This is a genomic window from Streptomyces sp. NPDC086147 (genome assembly GCF_040702165.1).
In the GTDB taxonomy this organism is placed as follows: Bacteria; Actinomycetota; Actinomycetes; order Streptomycetales; family Streptomycetaceae; genus Streptomyces.
In genome coordinates, this window is sequence record NZ_JBFBJO010000019.1 from 1 (window position 1) to 25,558 (window position 25,558).

The 25,558-nt window shown below is 75.2% G+C and carries 9 protein-coding genes; 5 read left to right on the forward strand and 4 right to left on the reverse strand.

Annotated features, from left to right (window positions below):
- The first annotated feature begins 712 nt into the window (after positions 1 to 712).
- The 5 genes from AB0398_RS28405 (at position 713) to AB0398_RS28425 (ending at position 6,668) form a co-directional block, all read left to right on the forward strand.
- Positions 713 to 2,962 (forward strand): MMPL family transporter, encoded by a 2,250-nt coding sequence (locus tag AB0398_RS28405; RefSeq protein ID WP_366378486.1) that lies wholly within the window; start codon positions 713 to 715, stop codon positions 2,960 to 2,962.
- 280 nt (positions 2,963 to 3,242) lie between these two features.
- Complete coding sequence (locus tag AB0398_RS28410) at positions 3,243 to 3,914, forward strand: DUF4097 family beta strand repeat-containing protein (protein ID WP_366378487.1); 672 nt, start codon at positions 3,243 to 3,245, stop codon at positions 3,912 to 3,914.
- A gap of 32 nt (positions 3,915 to 3,946) precedes the next feature.
- Positions 3,947 to 4,909, forward strand: coding sequence for an ATP-binding cassette domain-containing protein (locus AB0398_RS28415; RefSeq protein ID WP_366378488.1), 963 nt, complete (start codon positions 3,947 to 3,949; stop codon positions 4,907 to 4,909).
- Positions 4,906 to 5,694: an ABC transporter permease gene (locus AB0398_RS28420; protein ID WP_366378489.1), complete on the forward strand. Its 789-nt coding sequence runs from the start codon at positions 4,906 to 4,908 to the stop codon at positions 5,692 to 5,694. Before AB0398_RS28415 ends, AB0398_RS28420 begins: the two co-directional genes overlap by 4 nt.
- A 212-nt stretch (positions 5,695 to 5,906) precedes the next feature.
- Positions 5,907 to 6,668, forward strand: coding sequence for an alpha/beta fold hydrolase (locus tag AB0398_RS28425; protein ID WP_366378490.1), 762 nt, complete (start codon positions 5,907 to 5,909; stop codon positions 6,666 to 6,668).
- Between the two features lie 57 nt (positions 6,669 to 6,725).
- On the opposite strand, the gene AB0398_RS28430 is transcribed toward AB0398_RS28425, so the two are convergent.
- From AB0398_RS28430 to AB0398_RS28445, 4 genes are read right to left on the reverse strand one after another with little or no spacing between them, the layout of a single operon-like run.
- The gene (locus AB0398_RS28430; RefSeq protein ID WP_366378491.1) at positions 6,726 to 9,956 is read right to left on the reverse strand and encodes an AMP-binding protein; all 3,231 of its coding nucleotides are present in this window, start codon (positions 9,954 to 9,956) and stop codon (positions 6,726 to 6,728) included.
- A gap of 5 nt (positions 9,957 to 9,961) precedes the next feature.
- On the reverse strand, positions 9,962 to 13,105 hold the full coding sequence (locus tag AB0398_RS28435; RefSeq protein ID WP_366378492.1) for a type I polyketide synthase: 3,144 nt from the start codon (positions 13,103 to 13,105) through the stop codon (positions 9,962 to 9,964).
- A 5-nt stretch (positions 13,106 to 13,110) separates the two neighbouring features.
- Positions 13,111 to 19,857 (reverse strand): type I polyketide synthase, encoded by a 6,747-nt coding sequence (locus AB0398_RS28440; RefSeq protein ID WP_366378493.1) that lies wholly within the window; start codon positions 19,855 to 19,857, stop codon positions 13,111 to 13,113.
- Between the two features lie 9 nt (positions 19,858 to 19,866).
- Positions 19,867 to 25,515 carry an SDR family NAD(P)-dependent oxidoreductase gene (locus AB0398_RS28445; protein ID WP_366378494.1) on the reverse strand — a complete coding sequence of 1,883 codons (5,649 nt, stop codon included), beginning with the start codon at positions 25,513 to 25,515 and terminating at the stop codon, positions 19,867 to 19,869.
- Between the last annotated feature and the right edge of the window lie 43 nt (positions 25,516 to 25,558).

The following is a 25,558-nucleotide window of genomic DNA, read 5'->3' on the forward strand; positions in this document are numbered from 1 at the left end:
AGATCATTCCCGAACGACGCCGTCTCCGACGTGAACCGATCCCCCGTGAGCTGCATACCATCACCCGAATCACCCGCAAAACGAATGATCACCCGGTCCAGGCGGCGGACTTCTTTGTCGCGCGCCCCTGTGGTGGCAGGGGCGGTGGTTTCCACGGACATGCGTGTGTCGGCTCCCGTCGGTGCTGGTCCGCGGGTGGAGACGCAGAACGTCGGCGGACAGGCGGTCGGTGCAAGGTCATCTGCCGCCCGGAGAGTAGGCACCGCCGATAGAGAGGCGCTCGCGCGGACGTCCGGCAGGGCGAGGAATCTCCCCTTCCGGGGGATATTTTCGGCCATAAAAAACCGCTAGGTTGGTTTATTTTTGTCGGCCTCCCGAGGTTTAGGGGCCTGTTCGGCCGCCCGTCGCCCCGTCCGTCCGGGTGGCGCCGGCCGGTCCCCGCGAAGTCGATCGAGAGTCGATCGATCCTCTAGCGCGCCGCCCCACCCTGACGACGTGCCGGTTCCCCGGTCCGGGCGCGCGCGGGTTCCGCCGTCATGCGTTCCGGAGCGAGGAGCGGCGCGCGGGGCCAGGTCGGGTGGCGCGTGGCTCCGTCATGCCCCAGGAGGGGTTCCGGGGTGGCGGAAACGCATCGCGTCCACATAAAACCGTACGCGCGGTTTGTTAATCTTCCCGGGCTTGCTGCCACTGACCCGACGGGAGTCCCCCCACCATGGCAACGTTCCTCCACAGACTGGGACGCTTCGCGTTCCGAAGGCGCGGCCTGACAGTGCTGTTGTGGCTGCTGGTCTTCGTGGGCGGAGGGGTCGCGGCCTCCTCGGCCCCTCCGCCCCCGGCCGACACCTTCTCCATGCCCGGCACGGAGTCGCAGAAGGCCTTCGACCTGCTCAAGGAGAAGTTCCCGGCCGCCGGCGCCGAAGGGGCCAGCGCCCGGGTGGTGATCCGCGCGCCCGAGGGCCAGGACGTCTCCGGTCCGCGGCACAAGCCGGCCGTCTCCGGACTCCTCGCCGAGCTGAAGAAGGCCCCGGGGGTCGTCGGGGTCACCGACCCGTACCGGACCGGGGGCGTCAGCAAGGACGCCGGTACCGCGTACGCGGTCGTCTCGTACAAGGTCCCCGGTCTCCAGCTGACCGAGGAGGAGCACGCGGCGCAGGCGAAGGCGTTCGAGAACGCCCGGGCCAAGGGCCTGACCGTCGAGGCGGGCGGTGACGCCGTCAAGATCGAGACCGCGATGGGCGGTGCCGAGATCGTCGGCGTCCTCATCTCCGCCGTGGTCCTGCTGGTCACCTTCGGCTCGCTGATCGCCGCCGGCATGCCCCTGCTGACCGCCCTCATCGGCGTCGGCGTCGGCATCAGCGGCATCACCGCGCTCGGCAGCACGTTCGGCCTGTCCACGAACACCTCGACGCTGGCCATGATGATCGGCCTCGCCGTCGGCATCGACTACGCCCTGTTCATCATCTCCCGCTACCGCTCCGAGATCGCCGAGGGCCACGAGCGCCGGGAGGCCGCCGGGCGTGCCGTCGGCACCGCCGGCTCGGCGGTCGTCTTCGCGGGGCTCACCGTCATCATCGCGCTCGCCGGCCTCGCCGTGGTGAACGTGCCCGTGCTCACCAAGATGGGCCTGTCCGCGGCGGGCACCGTCGCCGTCGCCGTGCTCGTCGCGGTCACCCTCGTCCCCGCCCTGCTCGGCTTCGCGCCGGTCAAGGTGCTGCGCCGGATCGACCGCAAGGCGATCACGGGCAAGCCGCTCTCCGCCCGGCAGGAGCGGAAGGCCGCCAAGGAGGCCGCGCGGACCAAGCCCAACCTGGGCACGCGCTGGGCCGGTTACGTGCTGCGCCACCCGGTGGCCGTCCTGCTCGTCGGCGTGGTCGGCCTCGGCACGGTCGCCGTGCCCGCCGCCAGTCTGGAGCTGGGCCTGCCCGGCGAGGGCACCATGGCCACCGAGACCACCCAGCGCAAGGCGTACGACATGCTGTCGGAGTCGTTCGGCCCCGGCTTCAACGGACCGCTGATGATCACCGTGAGCGCCGAGGACGCCGCGGCCGCGGCGGGCGGCGTCGGGAAGGAGCTGGCCGAGGTCGACGGGGTCGTCTCCGTCTCGCCGCCCGTGCCCAACGCGGGGAACGACACCGCGATCCTGAACCTGGTGCCGAGCACCGGGCCCAACGACCACGCCACCGAGGAGCTGGTCCGCACGATCCGCGCCGGGCTGGGCGGCATCGAGAGCGCCACCGGCGCGAGCGAGGTCCTCGTCACCGGCCAGACCGCGGTGTTCATCGACTTCTCCAAGACGCTGGACGACGCCCTGGTGCCGTACCTCGCGCTCGTGGTCGGCCTGGCCTTCCTGCTCCTGGTGCTCGTCTTCCGGTCGGTCCTGGTGCCGCTCAAGGCCGCGCTCGGCTTCCTGCTGTCGGTCGGCGCGGCCCTCGGGGCCGTGGTCGCCGTCTTCCAGTGGGGCTGGCTCGCCGACGTGTTCGGCGTCAAGGAGGCCGGTCCGGTGATGAGCACGATGCCGATCATCATGATCGGCGTGGTGTTCGGCCTCGCGATGGACTACGAGGTGTTCCTGGTCAGCCGGATGCGCGAGGCGTACGTCCACGGGGCGGAGCCCGGCGAGGCGGTCGTCACCGGCTTCCGTCACGGCGGACGCGTGGTCGGCGCGGCCGCGATCATCATGATCAGCGTCTTCTCCGGCTTCATCACGGAGCAGAACGACCTGATCAAGATGATCGGCTTCGCCCTCGCGTCGGCCGTCCTCTTCGACGCGTTCGTGGTCCGCATGGCCATCGTCCCCGCCCTGTTCGCCCTGCTGGGCGCCTCCGCCTGGTGGCTGCCGAAGTGGCTCGACCGGGTCCTGCCGAACCTGGACGTCGAGGGCGAGGGGCTGGGCGGCCGGCCGGCCGACGGCGACCGGGCCGGGGTGCCGGGCCCCCGGCGCGAGCACGAGCCGGCGCACTGATCCGGTGCACCGGACACGGCGGAGGGCCCCGGCCCCCGCGGGCTCTCCGCCGTGTGCGCCCCAGGGCGGCTCCATAGCGTTCACCCTCAGCTCATTGCAATAAACGAGGTGCCAGTCATTGCGTTAGCTTTGAGGTCGTCGCAATGATTTCACGTCAACCACCTGCGGTTTTACCGATAATGCGCAACGAAGGTGTTGCCAGAGATGTGAACGCAACGTAGCTTTTCCAGTGTCAGAAACAACGAGGACACCGTCGGGAACGACTTCAGGAGCAGACACCATGCAGACCTTCCAGACCCCCGCAGCGATCACCGCCGTCGTCGAGATCCCGGCCGGTCACATCCGTCTCGTCGCCGCCGACCGCGCCGACACCACGGTCGAGGTCCGCCCGGCCGTCGCCTCCAAGAGCAAGGACGTGAAGGCGGCGGAGGAGACCACGGTCGCCTTCGCCGACGGTGTCCTGCGGATCGAGGCCCCCGAGGCCAAGAACAAGATCCTCGGCTCCACCGGCTCCGTCGAGGTCACCGTCCAGCTCCCGGCCGGCTCCCGCGTCGAGGCCAAGGCCGCCGCCGCGGACCTGCGGGGCACCGGCCGGCTCGGCGACGTCTCCTTCGACAGCGCCCAGGGCCCGGTCGAGCTCGACGAGGCCGCGAGCGTCCGCCTGATCCTCCAGGACGGCGACATCACCGTCGGCCGCCTGGACGGCTCCGCCGAACTCACCACCGCGCGGGGCGACCTGCGCATCGTCGAGGCCCTGGGCGGGCAGCTTGTCCTGGCCACCCAGTCCGGTTCCATCACCGTCGGCGCGGCCCCCGGGGTCTCCGCCACCCTCGACGCCGGCACCACCCACGGCCGGGTCTCCAACTCCCTCCGCAACGCCGAGGGCACCGGAGCCGGCCTCACCATCCGCGCCACCACCGCCCACGGCGACATCACCGCCCACAGCAACTGACCGCGCCCCCACTCTCCGAGGAGCACACGCCCATGTCCGACCTGGCGATCGCGGCGCACGGACTGCGCAAGTCGTACGGCGACAAGACCGTCCTCGACGGCGTCGACCTGACCGTTCCCACCGGTACCGTCTTCTCCCTGCTCGGACCGAACGGGGCCGGCAAGACAACCGTCGTGAAGATCCTGTCCACCCTGATCGGAGCCGACGGCGGCCAGGCCGCCGTCGGCGGCCACGACCTGGCCTCCGACGCGCAGAAGGTCCGCGCCGCGATCGGCGTCACGGGGCAGTTCTCCGCCGTCGACGGCCTGATCACGGGCGAGGAGAACATGCTCCTCATGGCCGACCTGCACCACCTGTCCAAGGAGGAGGGCCGCCGGGTCACCGCCGAACTCCTGGAGCGCTTCGACCTCGTGGAGGCCGCGAAGAAGCCGGCCTCCACCTACTCCGGCGGCATGAAGCGCCGCCTCGACATCGCCATGACCCTGGTCGGCGGCCCCAGGATCATCTTCCTCGACGAGCCCACCACCGGCCTCGACCCGCGCTCCCGCCACGACATGTGGCAGATCGTCCGCGAGCTCGTCGCCGGCGGCGTCACCGTCTTCCTCACCACCCAGTACCTGGAGGAGGCCGACCAGCTCGCCGACCGCATCGCCGTCCTCAACAACGGCAGGATCGCCGCCGAGGGCACCGCCGAGGAGCTCAAGCGGCTCATCCCCGGCGGGCACGTCCGGCTCCGCTTCACCGACCCCGCCGCCTACCGCAGCGCCGCCGACACGCTGCGCGAGGCGGCCCGGGAGGAGGAGTCGCTGTCCCTCCAGATCCTGAGCGACGGCAGCCAGCGCGACCTGCGCGCCATCCTCGACCGGCTGGACTCCGCCGGCATCGAGGCCGACGAGCTCACCGTCCACACCCCCGACCTCGACGACGTCTTCTTCGCCCTCACCGGCGCCGACGTCCCCGCCCAGGCGAACCAGCCGAAGGAGGCTGCCCGATGAGCTCCCTGTCCCTCGCCGTGCGCGACTCGACCACGATGCTGCGCCGCAACCTCCTGCACGCCCGGCGCTACCCGTCCCTCACGCTCAACCTGCTGCTCACGCCGATCATGCTGCTCCTGCTCTTCGTCTACATCTTCGGCGACGCGATGGGCTCGGGGCTCGGCGAGGGAGCGGGCCGCGACGCCTACATCGCGTACGTCGTCCCCGGCGTGCTGCTGATGACGATCGGCTCCACCCTGGTCGGCACCGCCGTGTCCGTCGCCACCGACATGAACGAGGGCATCATCGCCCGCTTCCGCACCATGGCCATCCACCGCGGGTCCGTGCTCTTCGGGCACGTCGCCGGCAGCGTGCTCCAGGCGATCCTCGCCGTCGTCCTGGTCGGCGCGGTCGGCGTGGCCATCGGCTTCCGGTCCACCGACGCGAGCTTCGTCGAGTGGGTCGCGGCGCTCGGCCTGCTCGCCCTGTTCGCCCTGGCGTTCACCTGGATCGCGGTCGGCATGGGCCTGGGCAGCCCGAACGCGGAGGCCGCCAGCAACAGCGCCACGCCGCTGATCCTGCTGCCGCTGATCTCCAGCGCCTTCGTGCCGATCGAGTCGATGCCGGGCTGGTTCCAGCCGATCGCCGAGTACCAGCCCTTCACCCCCGCCATCGAGACCCTCCGCGGCCTGCTCCTCGGCACCGAGATCGGCAACAGCGGCTGGATCGCCGTCGGCTGGTGCCTGGCCCTGACCGCGCTCGGCTACCGCTGGTCCAAGTCCCAGTTCGACCGCGACCCGAAGTAGTCCCCCGGCATCCGCCCCGCCCTCGACCGCCTCGCGAGCGCGTGTCGAGGGCGGAGCGCGATGCTCGGGTGGCGAGCTCCGGCACGGACGGGCTCAGACCCCCGCGGAGCGGCGAAACCGGCCGCCGGCGTCCCCATCCCCCCGGGGCACCGGCGGCCTTCGCCGTGTCCGGGCCGGGGAGGCCCGCTCCGCGCAGACGAAGGGACACCAGGATGAACAGCACGTGGTTCCGGCGCTTCACCAAGACCGTGGGCGACGGCCCCCGGCTCGTGTGCTTCCCGCACGCCGGGGGCGCCGCGACGGCGTACGCGCAGCTCGCGCGGACGCTGCCCGCCGACCTGGACGTGGTGGCCGTGCAGTACCCCGGACGCCAGGACCGGTACCGAGAGGAGCCGTTCACGGCCCTGGCCCCGCTCGTCGAGGCCGTGGCCGGGGAGCTGGCCCGGGGCGTCGCCGCCGAGCCGGACCGGCCGTACGCCCTGTTCGGGCACAGCATGGGCGCGCTCGTGGCCTTCGAGACGGCCCGGCTGCTCGCCCGCGACGGCGTCCCCGCCCCCGAGCGGCTGTTCCTGTCCGGGCGGGGCGCCCCGGAGACCCGGCCCAGCCCGTTCACCGGCACCTTCGACGACGCCGACGTCCTGGCGGAGGTGCGCCGGCTGAACGGCACCGCGCCGTCCATGCTCGACAACCCCGAGGTCCTGGAGATGGTGCTGCCGGCGCTGCGGGCCGACTACCGGGCCCTGAGCGCGTACGCCTGGGAGGGCGGCGAGCCGCTGCCCGTCCCGGTGACCGCGCTGATCGGGGACGACGACCCGATGGTGTCGGTGGCGGACGCGGAGGCCTGGCGGGCCCACACGACCGGCGCGTTCGACCTGAAGGTCTTCACCGGCGGCCACTTCTACCTCAACGACCACCTCGCCGGGGTGGCCGGGGCCGTCACCGGCGGGCTGCCCGCCCTCACGGGCCGCGCCTGACGGCCGGGAACGACGGAGGCCCGGCCGACTCTCGTCGGCCGGGCCTCCGGGCGTCTGCTAGAGGACCGCGCCCTCCTTGGTGCGCCGCCGCAGGCTCGGGCGGCTGGAGCGGGTGAGGTCGTTCCACATGTCGGAGAGGCCGATGACCGTGCGGGCCGCGAACAGCCTGCGGATCGTCACCTCCTGCTTGAGCTCCTGGCGGATCAGGCCGACGAGCCGGATCGCCCGCAGCGAGTTGCCGCCGAGGTCGAAGAAGTCCTGGTCGATGCCGACCCGGTCCAGTTCGAGGACCTCGGCGAAGGCGGCGGCGAGGATCCGCTCGGTGTCGTTGCGCGGCGCCTTGTACGTCCCGTCCTCGAAGGCGGGCTCGGGCAGCGCGGCCCGGTCGGTCCGGCCGGCCGGCGTCACCGGCAGACGGTCCAGGACCGTGAACACCGACGGCACCAGGGACTCCGGGAGCAGGCCCGCGGCGAAGCGGCGCAGCTCGTCGGCGGACACCTCGCGGCCCGCCGCCGGGACGACGTACGCGACCGGGCGCTCCGTCCCGGCGCCGTCCCGCTTCACGGCCACGACGGCCTGCGCGAGCCCGTCGTGGGCGGACAGCAGCTCCTCGGCCTCGGTCAGTTCGACGCGGACGCCGCGCACGTCGGCCCGGGTGCCGGGACGGCCCACGGGGTCGAGGCTGCCGTCGGTGTTCCACCGCACCCGGTCCCCGGTCCGGTACATGACCGCGCCGGCCGGGCCGAAGGGGCAGGGCACGAACCGTTCGGCGGTCGCCGCGGGCCGCCCGGCGTAGCCGCGCGCCACGCCGTCGCCCGCCACGTACAGCTCCCCCGGGACGCCGGCGGCGACGGGCTCCAGGCCCGGCCCGAGGACGTACAGGGCGGTGTTGTCCAGCGGGCGGCCGACCGCGCCCGCCCGTTCGGCGGGCCGGTCGGACGCGAGGCGGTGGCTCGCGGCGAACACGGCGGTCTCCGGGGACCCGTGGCCGTGGACGACCGTCAGTCCGGGGCAGGCCTCGCGGACCCGGCGCAGGGCCGCCGCCGGGACGCGGTCGCCGCCGGTGCGGACCTCGCGCAGGCCCGCGAGGGCCTCGGGGCGTTCCGCCGCGACGGCCGAGAACGGCCCGGCGGGCAGCCACACGGCGGTGATCCCGTGCGCGGCGCCCGCCGCGGCCAGGGCCTCGGCGCCGCGCACCTCCTCGGGGGCGACGACGAGGCGGCCGCCGTGCAGGAGGGTCACCCACACGTCGAGGGCGAGGGCCTCGGAGGTGACGGGCGCGTGCCAGAGCACGGTGCCGGGACCGGACTCCCGCCACCGGCGGTCCAGGGCGAAGCGGCGCAGGTTGCGGTGGGTCAGGGCGGTCAGGGCGCCCGGGGCGGAGCCGTGGGCGAGGGCGAGCAGGCCGTCCTGGTGGACGGCCGGGAGGGCGGGCCCGTCCGGGGCGCCGCCGGTGCCCTCCGTACCGTCGACGTGCTCGGTGTGTTCGGCGAGCAGGTCGGACAGGACGGCCGTGGCGAGTCCCGGGGGCGCCGACACGGCTCCGGTGCCGTCGGTGAGCAGGAGGCGGGCCGGGGCGTCGGCGGTCGTGCCGGCGACCAGGTCGGCCGGCAGGGCGGGGTCGAGCGGCAGGTACGCGCCGCCGGCCTTCGCCACCGCGAGCAGGGCGGTGACCAGGTCCGCCGAGCGGGGCAGGGCCACCGCGACGACGGTCTCGGGGCCGGTGCCGCGCCGGCGCAGGGCGCGGGCCAGGCGGTCGGCGCGCGCGTCGAGTTCGCGGTACGAGAGGACGGTGTCCCCGTCGACGACGGCGACGGCCTCGGGGGTGCGCGCGGCCTGCCGGGCGAACAGCTCCGGGACCGTGAGCTCCGGGACCTCGACGGCGGTGGCGTTCGGGGCGGTCAGGAGCTGCTCGCGCGCGGCGCCGGTCACCGTCCGGAGGGTGCCGACCGGCCGGTCGGCGTCGGCGACCGCAGCCCGCACGTACGCGATCAGGGACTCGCCGATGAAGCGCAGTTCCGCGCGGTGGTACAGGTTCGCGGGGGCGTCGAGGCGGATGAAGAGGTCGCTGTCGGGGCCGCCGTCGGTGTAGACGCCGATGGACAGCTCCTCGAAGGTGCCGGTGGTCGCGCCGGAGTAGCGGGCCGGGCTGTCGCCGAAGTGGAGCCGCTCCGCGAACTCCACGACGTTCACGACGGTGCCGAAGCTGCCCCGGCCGCTCAGGGCGGTGCCGGCGGCGCGCTGGATGTCGGAGTAGTGGCAGCCGGCGTGGTCGAAGATCTCGTACGTCTCGTCGGCGATGGCCTCGGCGACCTCGGCGAAGGTCGCGCCGAGCGGGACCTTCACGCGGACCGGGACCACGTTGACGGCGAGGCCGGGGGTCCGGGCGGCGACGCCGACGCGGTTGCCGACGGCCAGCGAGAGGAGGAACTCGGGGCGGTCGCAGGCGTGGCGGAGGTGGACCGCGGCGGCGGCGGTGACCAGCTGCGACAGCCACACGCCCATGTCCCGGGCGGTCTCGGTCCAGGCGTCGGCCTCGGCGCGCGGGACGGTCAGGGTCCGGCTCACCATGCCGATGGTGCCGGCCACCTCGGACCAGCGGTCGGCGTCGCCCAGCGGTTCGGCGAGCGCGGTGCGCAGGGGTTCGGGGAGGTCGAGGCGCGGGACCTGGGCGGGCGGCGGGGCGTCGGCGAGGTAGTCGCGCCAGAAGGCGGAGTCCTCGGTGAACCTCTCGGAGGCGAGGTAGTCGACGGCCTCGGCGGCGAAGGACCCGGCGTCCCACGGGTGCGCCGGTTCCGGGACCGGCTCGCCGCGGACCAGGGCCGTGTAGACCTCGGCGAGGCGCCGCGAGAGCAGCCCGCCGGCTCCGAAGCCGTCCGAGATCAGGTGGTGGTACGCGATCACCAGGAGGGAGCGGTCCGGCGCGAGGGTGACGACGCCGAGCCGGAACAGCAGGTCCCGGCCCAGGTCGAAGGGGCGGCGGACCAGGTCGGCGAGCGCGTCGCGGGCCGCCTGTCCGGGGTCGGGCTCGGCGCTCAGGTCGAGGTGGAAGGGCCGCCAGTCCCCCAGTTCGCGGGGGGTGAGGCGCAGTTCGCCGCTCTCGTCGGAGAAGGTGACGCGCAGTACCTCCGCCTCCTCCATGACGTGCAGGAACGCGGCCTCCACGGCCGACGCGTCCAGCGCGCCGGCCACGTCCCACATGGTCAGCGCATGGTTCGGCGTGTCGGCCGCCATGCGCTGCGCCCGCCACATGCCCTTGTGCGCGGAAGACGCACCGAACGAACGCATACGGATCAACCTCTCAGTGAAGAATGCTTGGTGATCGAGGACACGATGTGCCCGGCGATCCGTCGCGGGGACGGGTGCCGCAGCACGAGGTTCGCCTTCAGACCGAGGCCGGTGGAGGCCTTGAGCCGCTTGCTCAGCTCCACCGACAGCAGGGAGTCGAAACCGATCTCCTTGAACTCCTGGTCGGGGTCGACGGCGTCGGCGGACGCGTGGCCGAGGACCACGGCGACCTTCTCCAGGACGTGGGCGAGGGCCAGTTCCCCCGCCTCCTCGGCGGGCAGCAGGGAGATCCGTTCCGCCAGCGGGACGTCCGGCTCCCCGGCCGGGAGCTCCTCGGGTGCCGGTGCGACCGGGGCGGCCGGGGCGGCCGGCGCGGAGTCCAGCCAGTACCGCTGCCGCCGGAAGGCGTACGTGGGCAGGTCGACCCGGCGGCGGACGGGGAACAGGGCCGGCCAGTCGACGGTCCCGCCGTGGGTGTGGAGCTGGGCGAGGGAGCCGAGTACGGTCTCCGCCTCGCCCCGGTCGCGGCGGCCCGAGGACAGGACGAGGGCCTCCTCGTCCTCCCCGAGGACCTCCTCGGCGGTCTCCTGGACGGGGACGGCCAGGACGGGGTGGGGACTCATCTCGACGAAGACCCGGAAGCCGTCCCCGGCCAGCCGGCGCACGGAGGTCTCGAAGAGGACCTTCTCGCGCAGGTTCTCGTACCAGTAGGTCCCGTCGAGCCGCGCGGTGTCGATCGCCTCCCCGTACAGGGTCGAGTAGAAGGGCAGGTCCGAGCTCTTCGGGCGGACGTCGGCGAGGGCGTCGAGGACGCGCTCGCGGACCCGGGCCACGTGGGGGGAGTGCGAGGCGTAGTCCACGGAGATGCGGCGGGCCTGGGAGCCGTCGGCCCGCATCTTCTCGACGAACTCGTCCAGGGCGTCCGGCTCGCCGGAGACGACGACGGAGCGGGGGCCGTTGACCACGGCGACGCCCACCCGGTCGCCCCAGGGGGCGAGGCGTTCCGCCACGGTGTCCGCGGACTCCGCGACCGAGGCCATCCCGCCGTACCCGATGAGGTCGACCAGGGCCTTGCTGCGCAGCGCCACGACCTTGGCGGCGTCCCGCAGGGACAGCGCGCCGCCCACGTACGCGGCGGCGATCTCGCCCTGGCTGTGGCCGATCACCGCAGAGGGCTCCACGCCCCAGGACCGCCACAGGGCGGCCGTGGAGACCATCACCGAGAACAGGGCGGGCTGGACCACGTCCACCCGGTCGAGGCCCGGCGCCCCCTCGGCGCCGCGCACGACGTCGACCAGGTCCCAGTCGACCCACTCGGACAGGGCGGCCGCGCAGGCGTCGAGGCTGCGGGCGAAGACGGGGAAGGCCTCGTACAGCTCCCGGCCCATGCCGGCCCACTGCGATCCCTGGCCGGGGAAGACGAAGGCGGTGGCGCCGGGCTTCCCGGCGGCGCCGCGCACCACGGCGGGGGACTCGGCACCGCGGGCGAGCGCGTCCAGGCCGTCGAGCAGCGCGTCGCGGTCGCCGCCGAGGACCACCGCGCGGTGCTCGAAGTGCGTACGGCCCGAGGCCAGCGACCAGCCGACGGCGGCGGGGTCGGGGGCGGGGGCGGCACCGGCGGCCACGGCGTCGCGCAGCCGGGCGGCCTGTCCTTCCAGGGCCGCCGGGGTCTTGGCGGAGAGGAGCCACGGCACGGGCGCGCCGGTGCCGGTCTCCGGGGCGGTGTCCTCGGCGGGCTCCTGCGGCGGGGCCTCCTCCAGGACGACGTGCGCGTTGGTGCCGCTGACGCCGAAGGAGGAGACGCCCGCCCGCCGGGGTCCGCGCTCCCGGGTCCACTCGCGTCCCCGCGACAGGATTTCGACGGCGCCGGAGGACCAGTCGACGTGCCGCGAGGGCGCGTCGGCGTGCAGGGTCCCCGGCAGGTAGCGGTGGCGCAGGGCCATGACGGTCTTGATGATCCCGGCGACGCCCGCGGCGGCCTGGGCGTGGCCCATGTTCGACTTGAGCGAGCCCAGCCACAGCGGGCTGTCCGCGTCGCGGCCCTGTCCGTACGTGGCGAGCAGGGCCTGAGCCTCGATGGGGTCGCCGAGCCGGGTGCCGGTGCCGTGGGCCTCGACCAGGTCCACGTCGGCGGCGGCGACCCCCGCGTCGGCCAGGGCCTTGCGGATCACCTTCTCCTGGGCGAGGCCGTTGGGTGCGGTCAGGCCGTTGCTGGCGCCGTCCTGGTTGACGGCGGAGCCCCGGACGAGGGCGAGGACCGGGTGGCCGTTGCGGCGGGCGTCGGAGAGCCGCTCCAGGAGCAGGACGCCGACGCCCTCGGCCCAGCCGGTGCCGTCGGCGCCGTCGGCGAAGGCCTTGCACCGGCCGTCGGGCGACAGGGCGCCCTGCCGGGCGAACTCCACGAAGGCGGCGGGCGTCGACATGACCAGCGCCCCGCCGGCCAGGGCGAGGGAGCACTCCCCCGCGCGCAGCGCCCGCACGGCCAGGTGCAGGGAGACCAGGGAGGAGGAGCAGGCCGTGTCCACGGACACCGCCGGGCCGGTCAGGCCGAGTTCGTACGCCACCCGGCCGGAGGCGACGCTGAGGGAGCTGCCGTGGAGGAGGTAGCCCTCCAGGTCGCTGCGGCCCGACTCCAGGAACCGCCAGCCGTACTCGGTCGAGCTGATCCCGGCGAAGACGCCGACCTCGGAGCCCCGGACGTCGGCCGGGACGATCCCGGCCCGTTCGAAGGCCTCCCAGGAGGTCTCCAGGAGCAGCCGCTGCTGCGGGTCGGTGGCCAGCGCCTCGCGCGGGCTGATGCCGAAGAACTCGGCGTCGAAGCCGCCCGGGTCCGTCAGGAACCCGCCGTGGCGCACGTACGCGGCGCCGGTGGCGTCGGGGTCCGGGTCGTACACGTCGCGCCAGCCTCGGTCGGCGGGGAACTCCCCGACGACGTCGCGGCCCTCGCGGACGACGTCCCACAGCTCCTCGGGCGAGGAGACGCCTCCCGGGTAGCGGCAGGCCATGGAGACCACGGCGATCGGTTCGTCGCGGCCGGCCCTGAGGGCGTCGTTCTCCCTGCGGAGGCGGTCGCGCTCCTCCAGGAGCGCGCGCAGCGCCCGCTGGACCCGGTCCGCGCCCTCCGCCGGGTGGTCCGCGGAGTTGGTCATGCCGTTCACCTCTTCTCCTCCAGGGCCAGGTCGAGCAGTGCGTCGAGGCCCAGGTCCGACAGTTCCTCCACGGGGCCGGCGGGGTCCGCCGCTCCCCCGCCCGGCGCGTCCGCCGCGTCCGCCCCCGTGCCGGTCCGGGCCTCGGCGGCGCAGGCCAGGATCCGGTCGAGGAGGCCGGCGTCGCGCAGGGCGTCGAGCGGGACGGTCCGCAGGATGTCCCTGATCCCGGCGTCCGTGTCCGGGGCCGTGCCCGCGGGACTCGCCCCGGGTTCCGCCGGGCGCAGCAGCCCGGTGAGGTGGCCGCCCAGCTCGCGCGGGGTCGGGTAGCTGAAGACGAGCGTGGAGGCCAGGCGCAGGCCGGTGGCGGCGGACAGGCGGTTGCACAGCTCGACGGCGGTCAGCGAGTCGAAGCCGAGCTGGGTGAAGGCCTGGTCGGCGTCGACGGCGGCGGCGGACGGGTGTCCGAGCACCACCGCGGCCTGTTCGCGCAGCCACTCCAGGACGGCTTCCGCCGCCTCGTGCGGCGCCAGGGCGGCGAGCCCGGCGACCGGTCCGGCGGAGTTCGTTCCTCCGGCCGTGCGGTCGCGGCGGGGGCGGCCCCGGCCGACGAGCTCGCGCAGCGGCGGCGGCACCTCGTCGGCGGGCCGGCCGCGCAGGGCGGCGAGGTCGAGGCGGGCGGGGATCAGGACCGGCCTGCCGGACGCGTGCGCCGCGTCGAACAGGGCCAGGGCCTTTGCGGTCGGCATGGGGCCGACGCCCGCCCGGCGCAGCCGGGACAGGTCGGCCCGGTCCAGGTCGCCGGTCATGCCGCCGGTCTCCTCCCACCAGCCCCAGCAGAGCGAGGAGCCGGGCAGGCCCTCGGCCGCGCGCCGGTCCGCCAGGGCGTCCAGGACGGCGTTGGCGGCGGCGTAGTTCGCCTGCCCGGCGGTGCCGAGCGTGCCGGCGAGGGCGGAGAACTGGACGAAGGCCGACAGCGGGCGGTCCCGGGTCAGTTCGTGCAGGTGGAGCGCGCCGCCGGCCTTGGCGGCCAGGACGCGGTCCAGGTCCTCCGGCGTGAGCGCCTCGACGGTGCCGTCGGCGAGCACGCCCGCCGCGTGCACGACCGCCGTCAGCGGGCTGTCCGGGGGCGTCCGGGTGAGCAGTTCCGCCACGGCGGCCCGGTCGGCGACGTCGCAGGCCTCGACCCGGACGGTCGCGCCGGCCCGTTCGAGTTCGGCGACCAGCTCGGGGGCGCCGTCGGCCGACGGCCCCCGGCGGCCGGCCAGGAGCAGGCTGCGCACGCCGTGTTCGGCGACGAGGTGGCGGGCGACGGCGGAGCCCACGCCGCCGGTGCCGCCGGTGATCAGGACGGTGCCGCCGCCGAAGCCGCCGCCGACGTCGAGGACGAGCTTGCCGGTGTGCCGGCCCCGGCTCATGTCGCGGAAGACGGCGCGCGCGTCGCGGACGTCCCGTACGGACAGCGGGTTGAGCCGTACGTGCCCGTCGGCGAAGAGCCGCATGACCTCCCGGAACATGGCGCGGATCGCGTCCGGGCCCGCCTCGTAGAGGTCGAAGGCCCGGTAGGCGACCCCGGGGTGGTCGGCGGCGACCCGCCGGGGGTCGCGGACGTCGGTCTTGCCCATCTCGACGAAGCGGCCGCCGCCGGGCAGCAGCTCCAGCGAGGCGTCGACGAACTCGTGGGCGAGGGAGTTGAGCACGACGTCCACGCCCCGGCCGCCGGTGGCGTCCAGGAACTTCCGCACGAAGTCCAGGTCGCGGGAGGAGGACAGATGGGCGTCGTCCAGGCCGAGGGCGCGCAGGGCGGGCCACTTGGCCGGTCCGGCGGTGCCGTAGACCTCGGCCCCGGCGTACGCGGCGAGCTGCACGGCGGCCATGCCGACGCCGCCCGCCGCGGCGTGGACGAGGACCTTGTCCCCCTTCTCCAGCCTCGTCACGTGGAAGAGGGCGTGGTACGCGGTGAGGAAGGTGCTCGGCACGGACGCCGCCTCGGCGAAGGTCCAGCCGTCGGGGACGTGGGTGAGCAGCCGGTGGTCGGCGATCGCCGTGCGGCCGAAGGCGCCGGTGAAGATGCCGGTCACCCGGTCGCCGGGCGCGAGGCCCGTGACGTCGTCGGCGACTTCGAGGACCGTTCCGGCGCCCTCGCTGCCGAGGCCGGCGTCGATGGCGGTCCGGTCGATGAGCCCGAGGGCGAGGGTGACGTCGCGGAAGTTGAGCCCGGCGGCCCGGACGGCGATGCGGACCTGTCCGCTCTCCAGCGGGGCCTCCACCTCGGGGCAGGGGATCCAGGTCAGGTTCTCCAGGGTGCCCTTGTCCGGGATGCCGAGCCGGTGGGGGCCGCTGGGCGGCGGACCGAGCCGCCGTTCCACGGGCTCGGCCGGGACCATCCGGGGGGCCAGGAGCGTGCCGCCGCGCAGGGCGAGCTGGTCCTCGGGGAGGGCGAGCGCGTCGGCGAGGCGGGCCGGGGGCGCCTGGTCGTCGTCGGTGTCGACCAGGCGGAACCTGCCGGGGTGCTCGTTCTGCGCGGACCGGAGCAGGCCCCAGACGGAGGCGCCGGGCAGGCTGCGCGCGCCCTCGCCGGGGGCGGTGGCCTGGGCGCGGCGGGTGAGCACGACCAGGGTGGTACCGGCGAACCGCTCGGTGGCGAGGAAGCGTTGGAGGGTGGCCAGGACGTGCTGGGTCGCCGTGGCGACTTCGGTGAGGGGGGCGGTCTGTTCGGTCCGCTCTGCCTGTTCGGTCTGCTCGGTCTGCTCGGTCTGTTCCACCTGTTCGGTCTGTTCGGTGAGGAAGTCGTCGAGGCACAGGACGAGGTGTCCCGGCGTCGCCGCTCCGGCGGTCTCGAAGGCCTCGGCGGCCTCCTCCAGGGAGGCGTGGCGTACGACGGCGGGGCCGCCGGCCCCCGCGAACCGGCCGGCCAGGCCGTCGGCGGTGCCGAGCACGGCGTACGGGGCGCGGGCGGCGGTCCGCCCGGCCTCGCGGACCGGTCGCCAGGCGAGTTCGTACAGCGGGAGGTCCCGGCCGCCGCGCACCTGTTCGGCGGTGGCCGGACGGAAGGTCAGCCGGTCGATCCGGGCGACGGCGGCGCCCCGTTCGTCGGCGACGGTCACCGAGACGGCGCCCTCGCCGACCGGGGTGATCCGGACCCGGGCGGTCGGGCCGCAGGGCCGGACCAGGTGGACTCCGGACCACGAGAAGGGCATCCAGCCCCGCTCGCCGGTCACTTCGATGATCCCGCCGACCACCACCGCGTGGAGCACGGTGTCGAGCAGCGCGGGGTGCAGGCCGAAGCCCGGCCCGGCCGTGGCGGCGGCGGAGTCCTCGGGCAGCGTGGCGAGGGCGAGGAGGTCGTCCCCGTCGCGCCACACCTCGCGCAGCCCCCGGAACCCGGGGCCGTAGTCGAAGCCCCCGTCCGCCAGGGAGTCGTAGAGGCCGTCGAGCGGGAGCCGGTCGGCGCCGGCGGGCGGCCGGGCGGTGAGCGGGCGGTCCGCCGCCTCCGGGACCTCGGCGGTCAGGGTGCCCAGGACGTGCCGGGTCCAGCCGCCCGCGTCCGGGGCGTCGGGGCCGTCCGGGGCGGGGCGCGCGTAGACGTCCAGGGAGCGGCGCCCGCTCTCGTCGGCGGCGCCGGCGACGATCCGTACCTGCGTCTCGCCCCGCTCGGGCAGGATCAGGGGCGCTTCGAGGGAGAGTTCCTCGACGGTTCCGGCGCCGACGTGGGCGGCGACCGACAGGGCCAGGTCGAGGTGGGCGGTGGCGGGTACGACGGCCGCGCCGAACACGGTGTGGTCGGCGAGCCATTCGTGGGTGCGCAGGGACCACAGGTCGGTGAAGACCGTCTCGCCGGTGCCGGGGTGCTCGACGGCGGCGCCCAGCAGCGGATGCCGGGCGGCGGAGAGGCCCGCGGAGGCCACGTCCGGGGAGCCGCCCGTGCCGGCGAGCAGGTCGAGCCAGTAGCGCTGCCGCTGGAAGGCGTACGTGGGCAGGTCGACGCGGCGGCGGGGGCCGAACAGGGCCGGCCAGTCCACGGCGGCGCCGTGCGCGTGGAGTTCGGCCAGGGCGGCGGTCAGCGCCTCCGCCGGGCTCCGGTCGCGCCGGGAGGCGGACAGGACCAGCGGGCCGGTGACGTCCTGCGCGGCGAAGGACTCCTTGACGATGCCCGTGAGGGTGGCGCCGGGCCCGACTTCGAGGAAGGTGCCGACGCCGGCGGCGCGGGCGCTCTCGACGGCCGCGTGGAAGCGGACGGGCTCGCGGACGTGGTCCACCCAGTGGCCGGCCGACGCAAGCTCCCGGTGCGTGGCCTCGCGGCCCAGCAGGGTCGAGACGATTGGGATCTCCGCCTCGCCCGCGCTCAGTCCGCGGATCGCCTCCGCGAATTCGGCGAGGACCGGCTCCATGAGCGGGGAGTGGAAGGCGTGGTCGACCGGGAGGAGCTTGGCGGGCCTGCGGTCGGCGACGAGCCGGTCGCGGATCGCGTGGACCTGCTCGCGCAGGCCCGACAGGACGACCGACGCGGGTCCGTTGACCGCGGCGATGCCGACCCGGTCGTACGGGGCGGTCAGTTCGACGGCCTCGGCCTCGGTGAGGCGCACGGCGAGCATGGCGCCGGGTTCGCGGACCGTCTGCATGACGCGGCCCCGGGCGGCCACCAGGCGGGTCGCGCCGTCGAGGTCGAGGACCCCGGAGACGTGGGCGGCGGCGATCTCGCCGACGGAGTGGCCGACGAGGAGGTCCGGTCGGGGGCCGTACCGCGCGACGAGCCGGTACAGGGCGACCTGGAGAGCGAACAGCGCGGGCTGCGCGATGTCGGTGCGCTCGGGGTCGGCGGGTCCGCCGGCCAGGAGCAGCGGCTTGAGGGCGAAGGGCAGGTGGGCGTCGAAGTGGGCGCAGACCTCGTCGAGGGCCCGCGCGAAGACGGGGAACGCCTCGTACAGGGGGCCCGCGACGCCCGCCCACGGGGAGCCCTGGCCGGGGAAGAGGAAGGCGGTGCGGCCGGGTTCGCCCGCCGTGCCTCGGACGGCGGCGGGCGACTCCGCGCCCTCGGCCAGCGCGTCCAGGGCGGCGAGGAGGGTCTCCCGGTCGTGTCCGAGGACCACCGCGCGGTGGTCGAGCCGCGCCCGGCCGGTGGCCAGCGACCAGCCGATGTCGGCGGGGTCCGGGGCGCCGTCGGCGGCGGCGAACGCGCGGAGCCTCGCGGCCTGGGCGCGCAGCGCCTCGGCGGTGCGGGCCGACACGGTCCAGGGGACCGGTATGCCGGAGGTGCCCGCCGTACTCGCTGTGCCTGCTGTACGGGACGTGCCCGCAGTACCCGGCGTACTCGCCGTGCCCGGCGTGTCGGCCCCGGTGCCGTCGGGGTCCTCGGGTTCCGGAGCCGGGGGCTCCTCCAGGATCAGGTGCGCGTTGGTGCCGCTGGCGCCGAAGGAGGAGATTCCGGCGCGGCGGGGGCGGTCGGGGGCGGCGGGCCAGGGGCGGGGTTCGGTGAGGAGTTCGACCGCTCCGGCCGACCAGTCCACGTGGGTAGAGGGCCGGTCCACGTGCAGGGTCCGGGGCAGCACGCCGTGCCGCATCGCCATGATCATCTTGATGATTCCGCCGACTCCGGCGGCGGCCTGGGTGTGGCCGATGTTCGACTTCAGCGAGCCCAGCCACAGCGGGCTGTCCGCCTCCCGGTCCTGCCCGTACGTGGCGAGCAGGGCCTGCGCCTCGATGGGGTCGCCCAGGGTGGTGCCGGTGCCGTGCGCCTCGACGACGTCCACGTCGTCCGCCCGTACCTTCGCGTCGGCGAGGGCCGCGCGGATCACCCGCTGCTGCGCGGGGCCGTTGGGGGCGGTCAGGCCGTTGGAGGCGCCGTCCTGGTTGATCGCGGAGCCCCGGATCACGGCCCAGACGTCGTGGCCGTTGCGCCGGGCGTCCGAGAGGCGTTCCAGGACGAGCATGCCGACGCCCTCGGCGAAGCCGGTGCCGTCGGCGGCGTCGGCGAAGGCCTTGCAGCGGCCGTCGGCCGACAGGCCCCGGAGCCGGGACATCTCGCGCAGCACCTGGTGCGTGGCCATGACGGTGACGCCGCCGGCGAGGGCGAGCGCGGTCTCGCCCCGGCGCAGTGACTGCACGGCCTGGTGGACGGCGACGAGCGAGGAGGAGCAGGCGGTGTCGGTGGAGATCGCCGGGCCCTCCAGGCCGAGCGCGTACGCCACCCGGCCGGAGGCCACGCTCAGCAGGGAGCCGGTCTGCGCGTACCCCGAGACGGCCTCGGAGGTGAAGTGGTGGTTGCCGTAGCCGAAGTACGCGATGCCCGCGAAGACGCCGGTGGCGCTGCCGCGCAGGGTGTGCGGGTCGATCCCGGCCCGCTCCAGGGCCTCCCAGGAGGTCTCCAGGAGCAGCCGCTGCTGCGGGTCGGCGGAGAGCGCCTCGCGCGGGTTGATCCCGAAGAACTCGGCGTCGAAGTCGCCCGCGTCGTACAGGAAGCCGCCCGAGCGGGTGTAGCAGGTGTTCGGCCGGTCCGGGTCCGGGTCGTAGAGGGCGTCCAGGTCCCAGTCGCGGTCCGCCGGGAAGTCCGACACGGCGTCGGTGCCCGTCCGCACCAAGTCCCACAGGGCCTCCGGGGACGCCGCCCCGCCGGGGAACCGGCAGGCGACGCCCACCACGGCGATCGGTTCGCCGGCGGCGTCCGTCAGCTCCTTCAGGCGCTTGCGCGTCTCCAGGAGCTCGATGGAGGTCCGCTTGAGGTACGCGAGGACCTCGGCGTTGTCGTCTTTCGTCATCGCTCTCCCCTAGCCGAGCTCTTTGTCCAGGAGGGAGAGGAGCTCTCCCGCCGAGGCCGAACTGATCTGGTCGACGATTCCGGCCGGGGCCCCGGCGGTCGCCATCGAGCGGACCCGGCCCTGCAACGCGCCGAGCAGGGCGGACACGGTGTCCTTGTCGTCGTCCGCGAGTTCGCGGAAGGCGTCCTCCAGGAGCGCGCCCAGGCCCTCGATCTCCTTGACGAGGTGGGCGGCCGGGGACGGCGGCGCGGTGGCGGCGGCCGGTGCGAGGCGCTCCCCGAGGAACCGCACGAGGGCGTTCGGGTTCGGGTGGTCGAACACGAGCGTGGCGGGCAGTTTCAGGCCGGTCGCCGCCGCGAGCTTGTTGCGCAGCTCCAGCGCGGTGAGCGAGTCGATCCCGAGCTTCTTGAAGGCCGTCTCCGGGCCGATCGCCGTGGTGTCGGGGTGGCCGAGGACGAGCGCGGTCCGGGTGCGGACGGCGTCGAGCAGCAGCGCCTCGGCGGCGGCCGGCGGCAGCGCGGCCACCCGTTCCGCGAGGCCGCCGTCCGGGGCCGGCGCGCCGTCGGGGGCGCCGGGTGCGGACGGGCCGGCCAGGTCGCGCAGCAGCGGTGATCCCATGGCGCCGTCGGCCCGGAGCGCACCCGGCACGGACGGGTCGAGGCGGGTGGGCACCAGGACGGGGTCCGGTGCCGGGACGGCCGCGTCGAAGAGCGCGAGGCCCTCCCGCGAGGACAGGGGCAGGACGCCCTGGCGCCGCAGGCGGACGACGTCGGCGTCGACGAGGTCGGCGCTCATCTCGCTGCGCTCGCCCCAGAAGCCCCAGCAGAGGGCGAGGGCGGGCAGCCCGGCGGCGTGCCGGGCCCGCGCGAGGCCGTCGAGGAAGGCGTTGGCCGCCGCGTAGTTGGCCTGTCCGGCCGTGCCGAGCACACCGGCGACGGACGAGAAGAGCACGAACGCGGACAGGTCCAGGTGCCGGGTCAGCTCGTGCAGGTGCCAGGCGCCGTGCGCCTTGGGCGCGAGCACGGCGTCCACGCGGTCCTCGGTGAGGGCCTCGACGACCCCGTCGTCGAGGACGGCCGCGCAGTGGACCACGGCGGTCAGCGGGTGCTCGGCGGGCACGGCGGCGAGCAGCGCGGCGACCGCGGCGCGGTCGCCGACGTCGCAGGCCGCGATGTCGACGCGGGCCCCCGCCGCCGTCAGCTCCTCGCGGAGGGTCGCGGCGGCGGGGGCCGCCGGGCCGCGCCGGCTGGTGAGGAGCAGGCTGCGGACGCCGTGGTGCGCGACGAGGTGCCGGGCGAGCAGCGCCCCGAGGCCGGTGGTGCCGCCGGTGATGAGGACGGTGCCGGTGCCGAACGCCGGTGCGTCCGGTGTCTCCACAGCCGTTTCCGCGGTCGTTTTCGCGGTGAGGTCGGCGCGGGTCAGGCGGGGGACGGCGGCGTGTCCGGCGCGGACGCGGAGCTGGGCCTCGCCGGTGGCGGCGGCCGCCGTGACGAGGGCGAGGGAGGCGTCCCGGCCGTCGGTGTCCACGAGGACGAAACGGCCGGGGTTCTCGGTCTGGGCGGTGCGGACGAAGCCCCAGACGGCGGCGGCGGCGGGGTCGGTGCGGTCCGACGGCCCGTCGGGGCAGGCGTTCCGCGTCACGAACACCAGCCGGGAGTCGGCGAAGCGGTCGTCGGCGAGCCATTCCCGGGTCCAGCGCAGGACGCGGTGGAGGTTGCGGCCGGTGGCGGCGAGGGGGTCCGCGCCCGCGTCTGTGCCCACTGAGTCCACAGAGCCCACGGCGTCCAGGACGGCCACGACGACGGCGGGGATCTCCGCTCCGGAGGCGGCGAGTTCGGCGGGTCCCTCGGGACCGCCGGGCGTCCCGACGACGGCGTGGGGCCGGTCGTCCCCGGACGCCGGCACCGGCACCGGCACCCACGCGGTCCGGAAGAGCGAGTCCCGGTGGTCGAAGCCCAGCGCGGCCAGTTCGGCGGCGTCCACGGGCCGCAGGCCGAGCGAGGCGATCGAGCCGACGGGCGCTCCCGTCCGGTCGGCGAGGGTCACGGACACCGCGTCCTCCCCTGCGGGCGCGAGGCGCACGCGCAGCGCGGACGGCCCGGACGGCGCGGACGGCCCGGTCCGGTCCAGGCGCAGGCCCGTCCAGCGGTGCGGCAGCCGGCCCTCGGCCGGGAGGGACCCGGCCGGAGGCAGCGCGGTCGGAAGCAGCGCGGTCTGGAGCAGCGCCGGGTGGATCCGGAAGCCGCCCGAGACCCCTTCGTCGCCGGGCGGTTCCACCTCCGCGAACAGGGTGCCGTCGCGGTCCCAGAGCCGGGTGAGGCCCCGGAACAGGGGCCCGTGGGCGAATCCGAGGGCGGCGAGCCGGGCGTACGCGTCGTCGGCGGGGACCGGGGACGCGCCCGCCGGGGGCCAGGACCGGAGGTCCCCGTCCGCCGGGGCCGGGACGTCGGCGACGGCGGTGCCGACGGCGTTGCGGGTCCACCCCGCCTCGCCGTCGCCGCGCGAGTGCACGGTGATCCTCCGTCCGGCGTCGAGGACGACCCGTATCTCGCGCTCGGCCGTCCGGGAGAGGACCAGCGGGGTCTCCAGGGCGAGTTCCCCGACGCCCCCGCAGCCCGCCTTCTCCGCCGCCCAGGCGGCGAGTTCGGCCAGGACCGCGGCCGGCACCAGGGCGGCGCCGTGGACCACGTGCTCGGCGAGCCACGGGTGGCGCTCCGGCGAGAGGCGTCCGCCGGCCACGACCCCCCGGTGTCCGCCGTCCTCGGGCAGCTCGACCACGGTGTCGAGCAGCGGGTGGTCCGAGGTGCTGCGGGCGGTGGACTCGCCGGGTGCGTCGAGCCAGTAGCGCCGGCGCTGGAAGGCGTACGTGGGCAGGTCGGCCCTGGGCCCCTCGTACGCGGGCAGGGCCGCGCGCCAGGCGACCGGGAGGCCGGCGGTGAAGGCCTCGGCCGCGGACAGGAGGAAGCGGCCGGGCCCGCCCTCGTCGCGGCGCAGCGTGCCCAGGGCGGAGCCGGTGGCGCCGGGGACGGAGTCGTACAGCTCCTGGACGCTCATGGTGAGCAGGGGGTGCGGGCCGACCTCGATGACGGTGGCGTGGGGCTCGGCCTCGGCGATGCGCCGCATGGCGGTGGCGAACCGGACCGGTTCGCGCAGGTTGCGGAACCAGTGGTCGGCGTCGAGCGCGGAGGGGTCGACGGGCCCGCCGGTGACCGTGGAGTAGACCGTCACGGGCGAGGGCGCGGGGGTGATCGTGCCCAGGCCCTCCTTGAGGGGGCCCTCGAACCGGTCCATCAGGGCGGAGTGGCCGGGGACGCTCGACTTGATCATCCGGGCGCGGGCGCCCTCGGCCTCGCAGGCCGCGACCAGCGCCTCGACCGCGTCGGTCTCGCCCGAGACGGTCGTGGAGCCAGGGCCGTTGACGGCGGCGACGCCGACCCGGCCGTCCCAGCGCGGCAGCAGCTCCCGTACGCGCTCCTCGGGCAGCAGGATCGCGGCCATGCTCCCCTCGCCGGCGGCGGAGGCCAGCAGCCGGGACCGCAGGGCGACGATCCGGGCGGCGTCCTCCAGGGTGAGGACGCCCGCGACGCAGGCGGCGGCGATCTCGCCCTGGGAGTGTCCGACGACCACGTCCGGGGTGACGCCGAGGGCGCGCCAGACCTCGGCCAGCGACACCATGACGGCGAACAGCGCGGGCTGGACGACGTCGATGTCCTCCAGGTCGGCGGCGCCGGGGCCGCCGCAGACGGTCTCGACCAGCGGCCAGGACGTCCAGGGCTCCAGGGCGCGGGCGCAGGCGCGCAGCCGCTCGGCGAAGACCGGGGAGGCCGCGTAGAGTTCGCGGCCCATCGCGGTCCACTGGCCGCCCTGGCCGGGGAAGACGAAGACGGTGCGGCCCGTCGGCCGGGCGGTTCCGGAGACGGTGGCGGGGGCGCTCTCGTCGCCGGAGGCCGCGGCGGCCAGACCGGCGAGGAGGGTCGCGCGGTCGGCGCCGACGACGACCTGGCGGTGGTCGAAGAGCGACCGGGTGTCCAGGAGCGCGTGGCCGACGCCCGCGGGCGACAGGTCCGCGTCGGCGGCGACGGCGTCGGCCAGCCGCCGCGCCTGCTCGCGCAGGGCCTCGGCGGAGCGGGCCGACAGGATCCAGGGGACGGGGGCGTCCGCGCCGCCGAAGACGGTGTCGGCGTCCCCGGGAGCGGCACCGGAGTCCCCGGGAGCGGTGCTCGTCCCCTCGGTGGTGCCACCGGTGTCGGTGACCGGCCCGTCGGCGGCCGGGGGTTCCTCCAGGATCACGTGCGCGTTGGTGCCGCTGATGCCGAAGGAGGAGACTCCGGCGCGGCGGGGACGGTCGGGGGCGGCGGGCCAGGGGCGGGGTTCGGTGAGGAGTTCGACCGCTCCGGCCGACCAGTCCACGTGCTCCGACGGGCGGTCCACGTGCAGGGTCCGCGGCAGCACCTCGTACCGCATCGCCATGATCATCTTGATGATTCCGCCGACTCCGGCGGCGGCCTGGGTGTGGCCGATGTTCGACTTCAGCGAGCCCAGCCACAGCGGGCCGTCGGCGTCGCGGCCCTGCCCGTACGTGGCGAGCAGCGCCTCGGCCTCCAGCGGGTCGCCCAGCCGGGTGCCGGTGCCGTGGGCCTCCACGGCGTCGACGGCTCCGGCGGCGAGCCCGGCGTCGGCCAGGGCCGCGCGGATCACCCGCTGCTGGGCGAGCCCGTTGGGCGCGGTCAGGCCGTTGGAGGCGCCGTCCTGGTTGATCGCGGAGCCCCGGATCACGGCCCAGACGCGGTGGCCGTTGCGCCGCGCGTCCGAGAGCCGCTCCAGGACCAGGACGCCCGCGCCCTCGGAGAATCCGGTGCCGTCGGCGGCGTCGGCGAAGGCCTTGCAGCGGCCGTCGGCCGACAGGCCGCGCTGCCGGGCGAGTTCCACGAACATGCCCGGGGTGGGCATGGTCGTCACGCCGCCGGCCAGGGCGAGCGCGCACTCGCCGGAGCGCAGGGACCGCACGGCCTGGTGGACGGCGACCAGGGAGGAGGAGCAGGCGGTGTCGGTGGAGACCGCCGGGCCCTCCAGGCCGAGGACGTACGCCACCCGGCCGGAGGCCACGCTGTTGTACAGGCCCGTCATGGCGAAGCCCTCGACCTCGCCGGCCGCGCCGCCGCCCATCCTCGGGCCGTAATCGGTGGCGTAGAGCCCGGTGAAGACGCCGGTGGCCGAGCCCTTCAGGCCGGTCGGGTCGATGCCCGCCCGCTCCAGGGCCTCCCAGGAGGTCTCGAGCATCAGCCGCTGCTGCGGGTCCATGGCCAGGGCCTCGCGCGGGCTGATGCCGAAGAACGGCGCGTCGAACTCCGCGAGGCCGGACAGGAACCCGCCCGAGCGGGTGTACGTCCTGCCCTGCGCCTCGGGGTCCGGGTCGTAGAGGGTGTCCAGGTCCCATCCCCGGTCCTCCGGGAACTCCCCCATGGCGTCCACGCCGTCGGAGACGATCCTCCACAGGTCCTCGGGGGACGCCACGCCGCCCGGGAAGCGACACGCCACGCCCACGACCGCGACGGGCTCGCGGGCGGCGTCCTCCAGCTCGCGCACGCGCTCGCGCAGCTCCCGCGCGTCGCCGACGGCGCGTCGCAAGTAGGACCGGAGCTTGTCGACATCCTCCACCAGGGCCTCCCCCAAACGATTGCTTCGAAGAACGGGTGCGGGC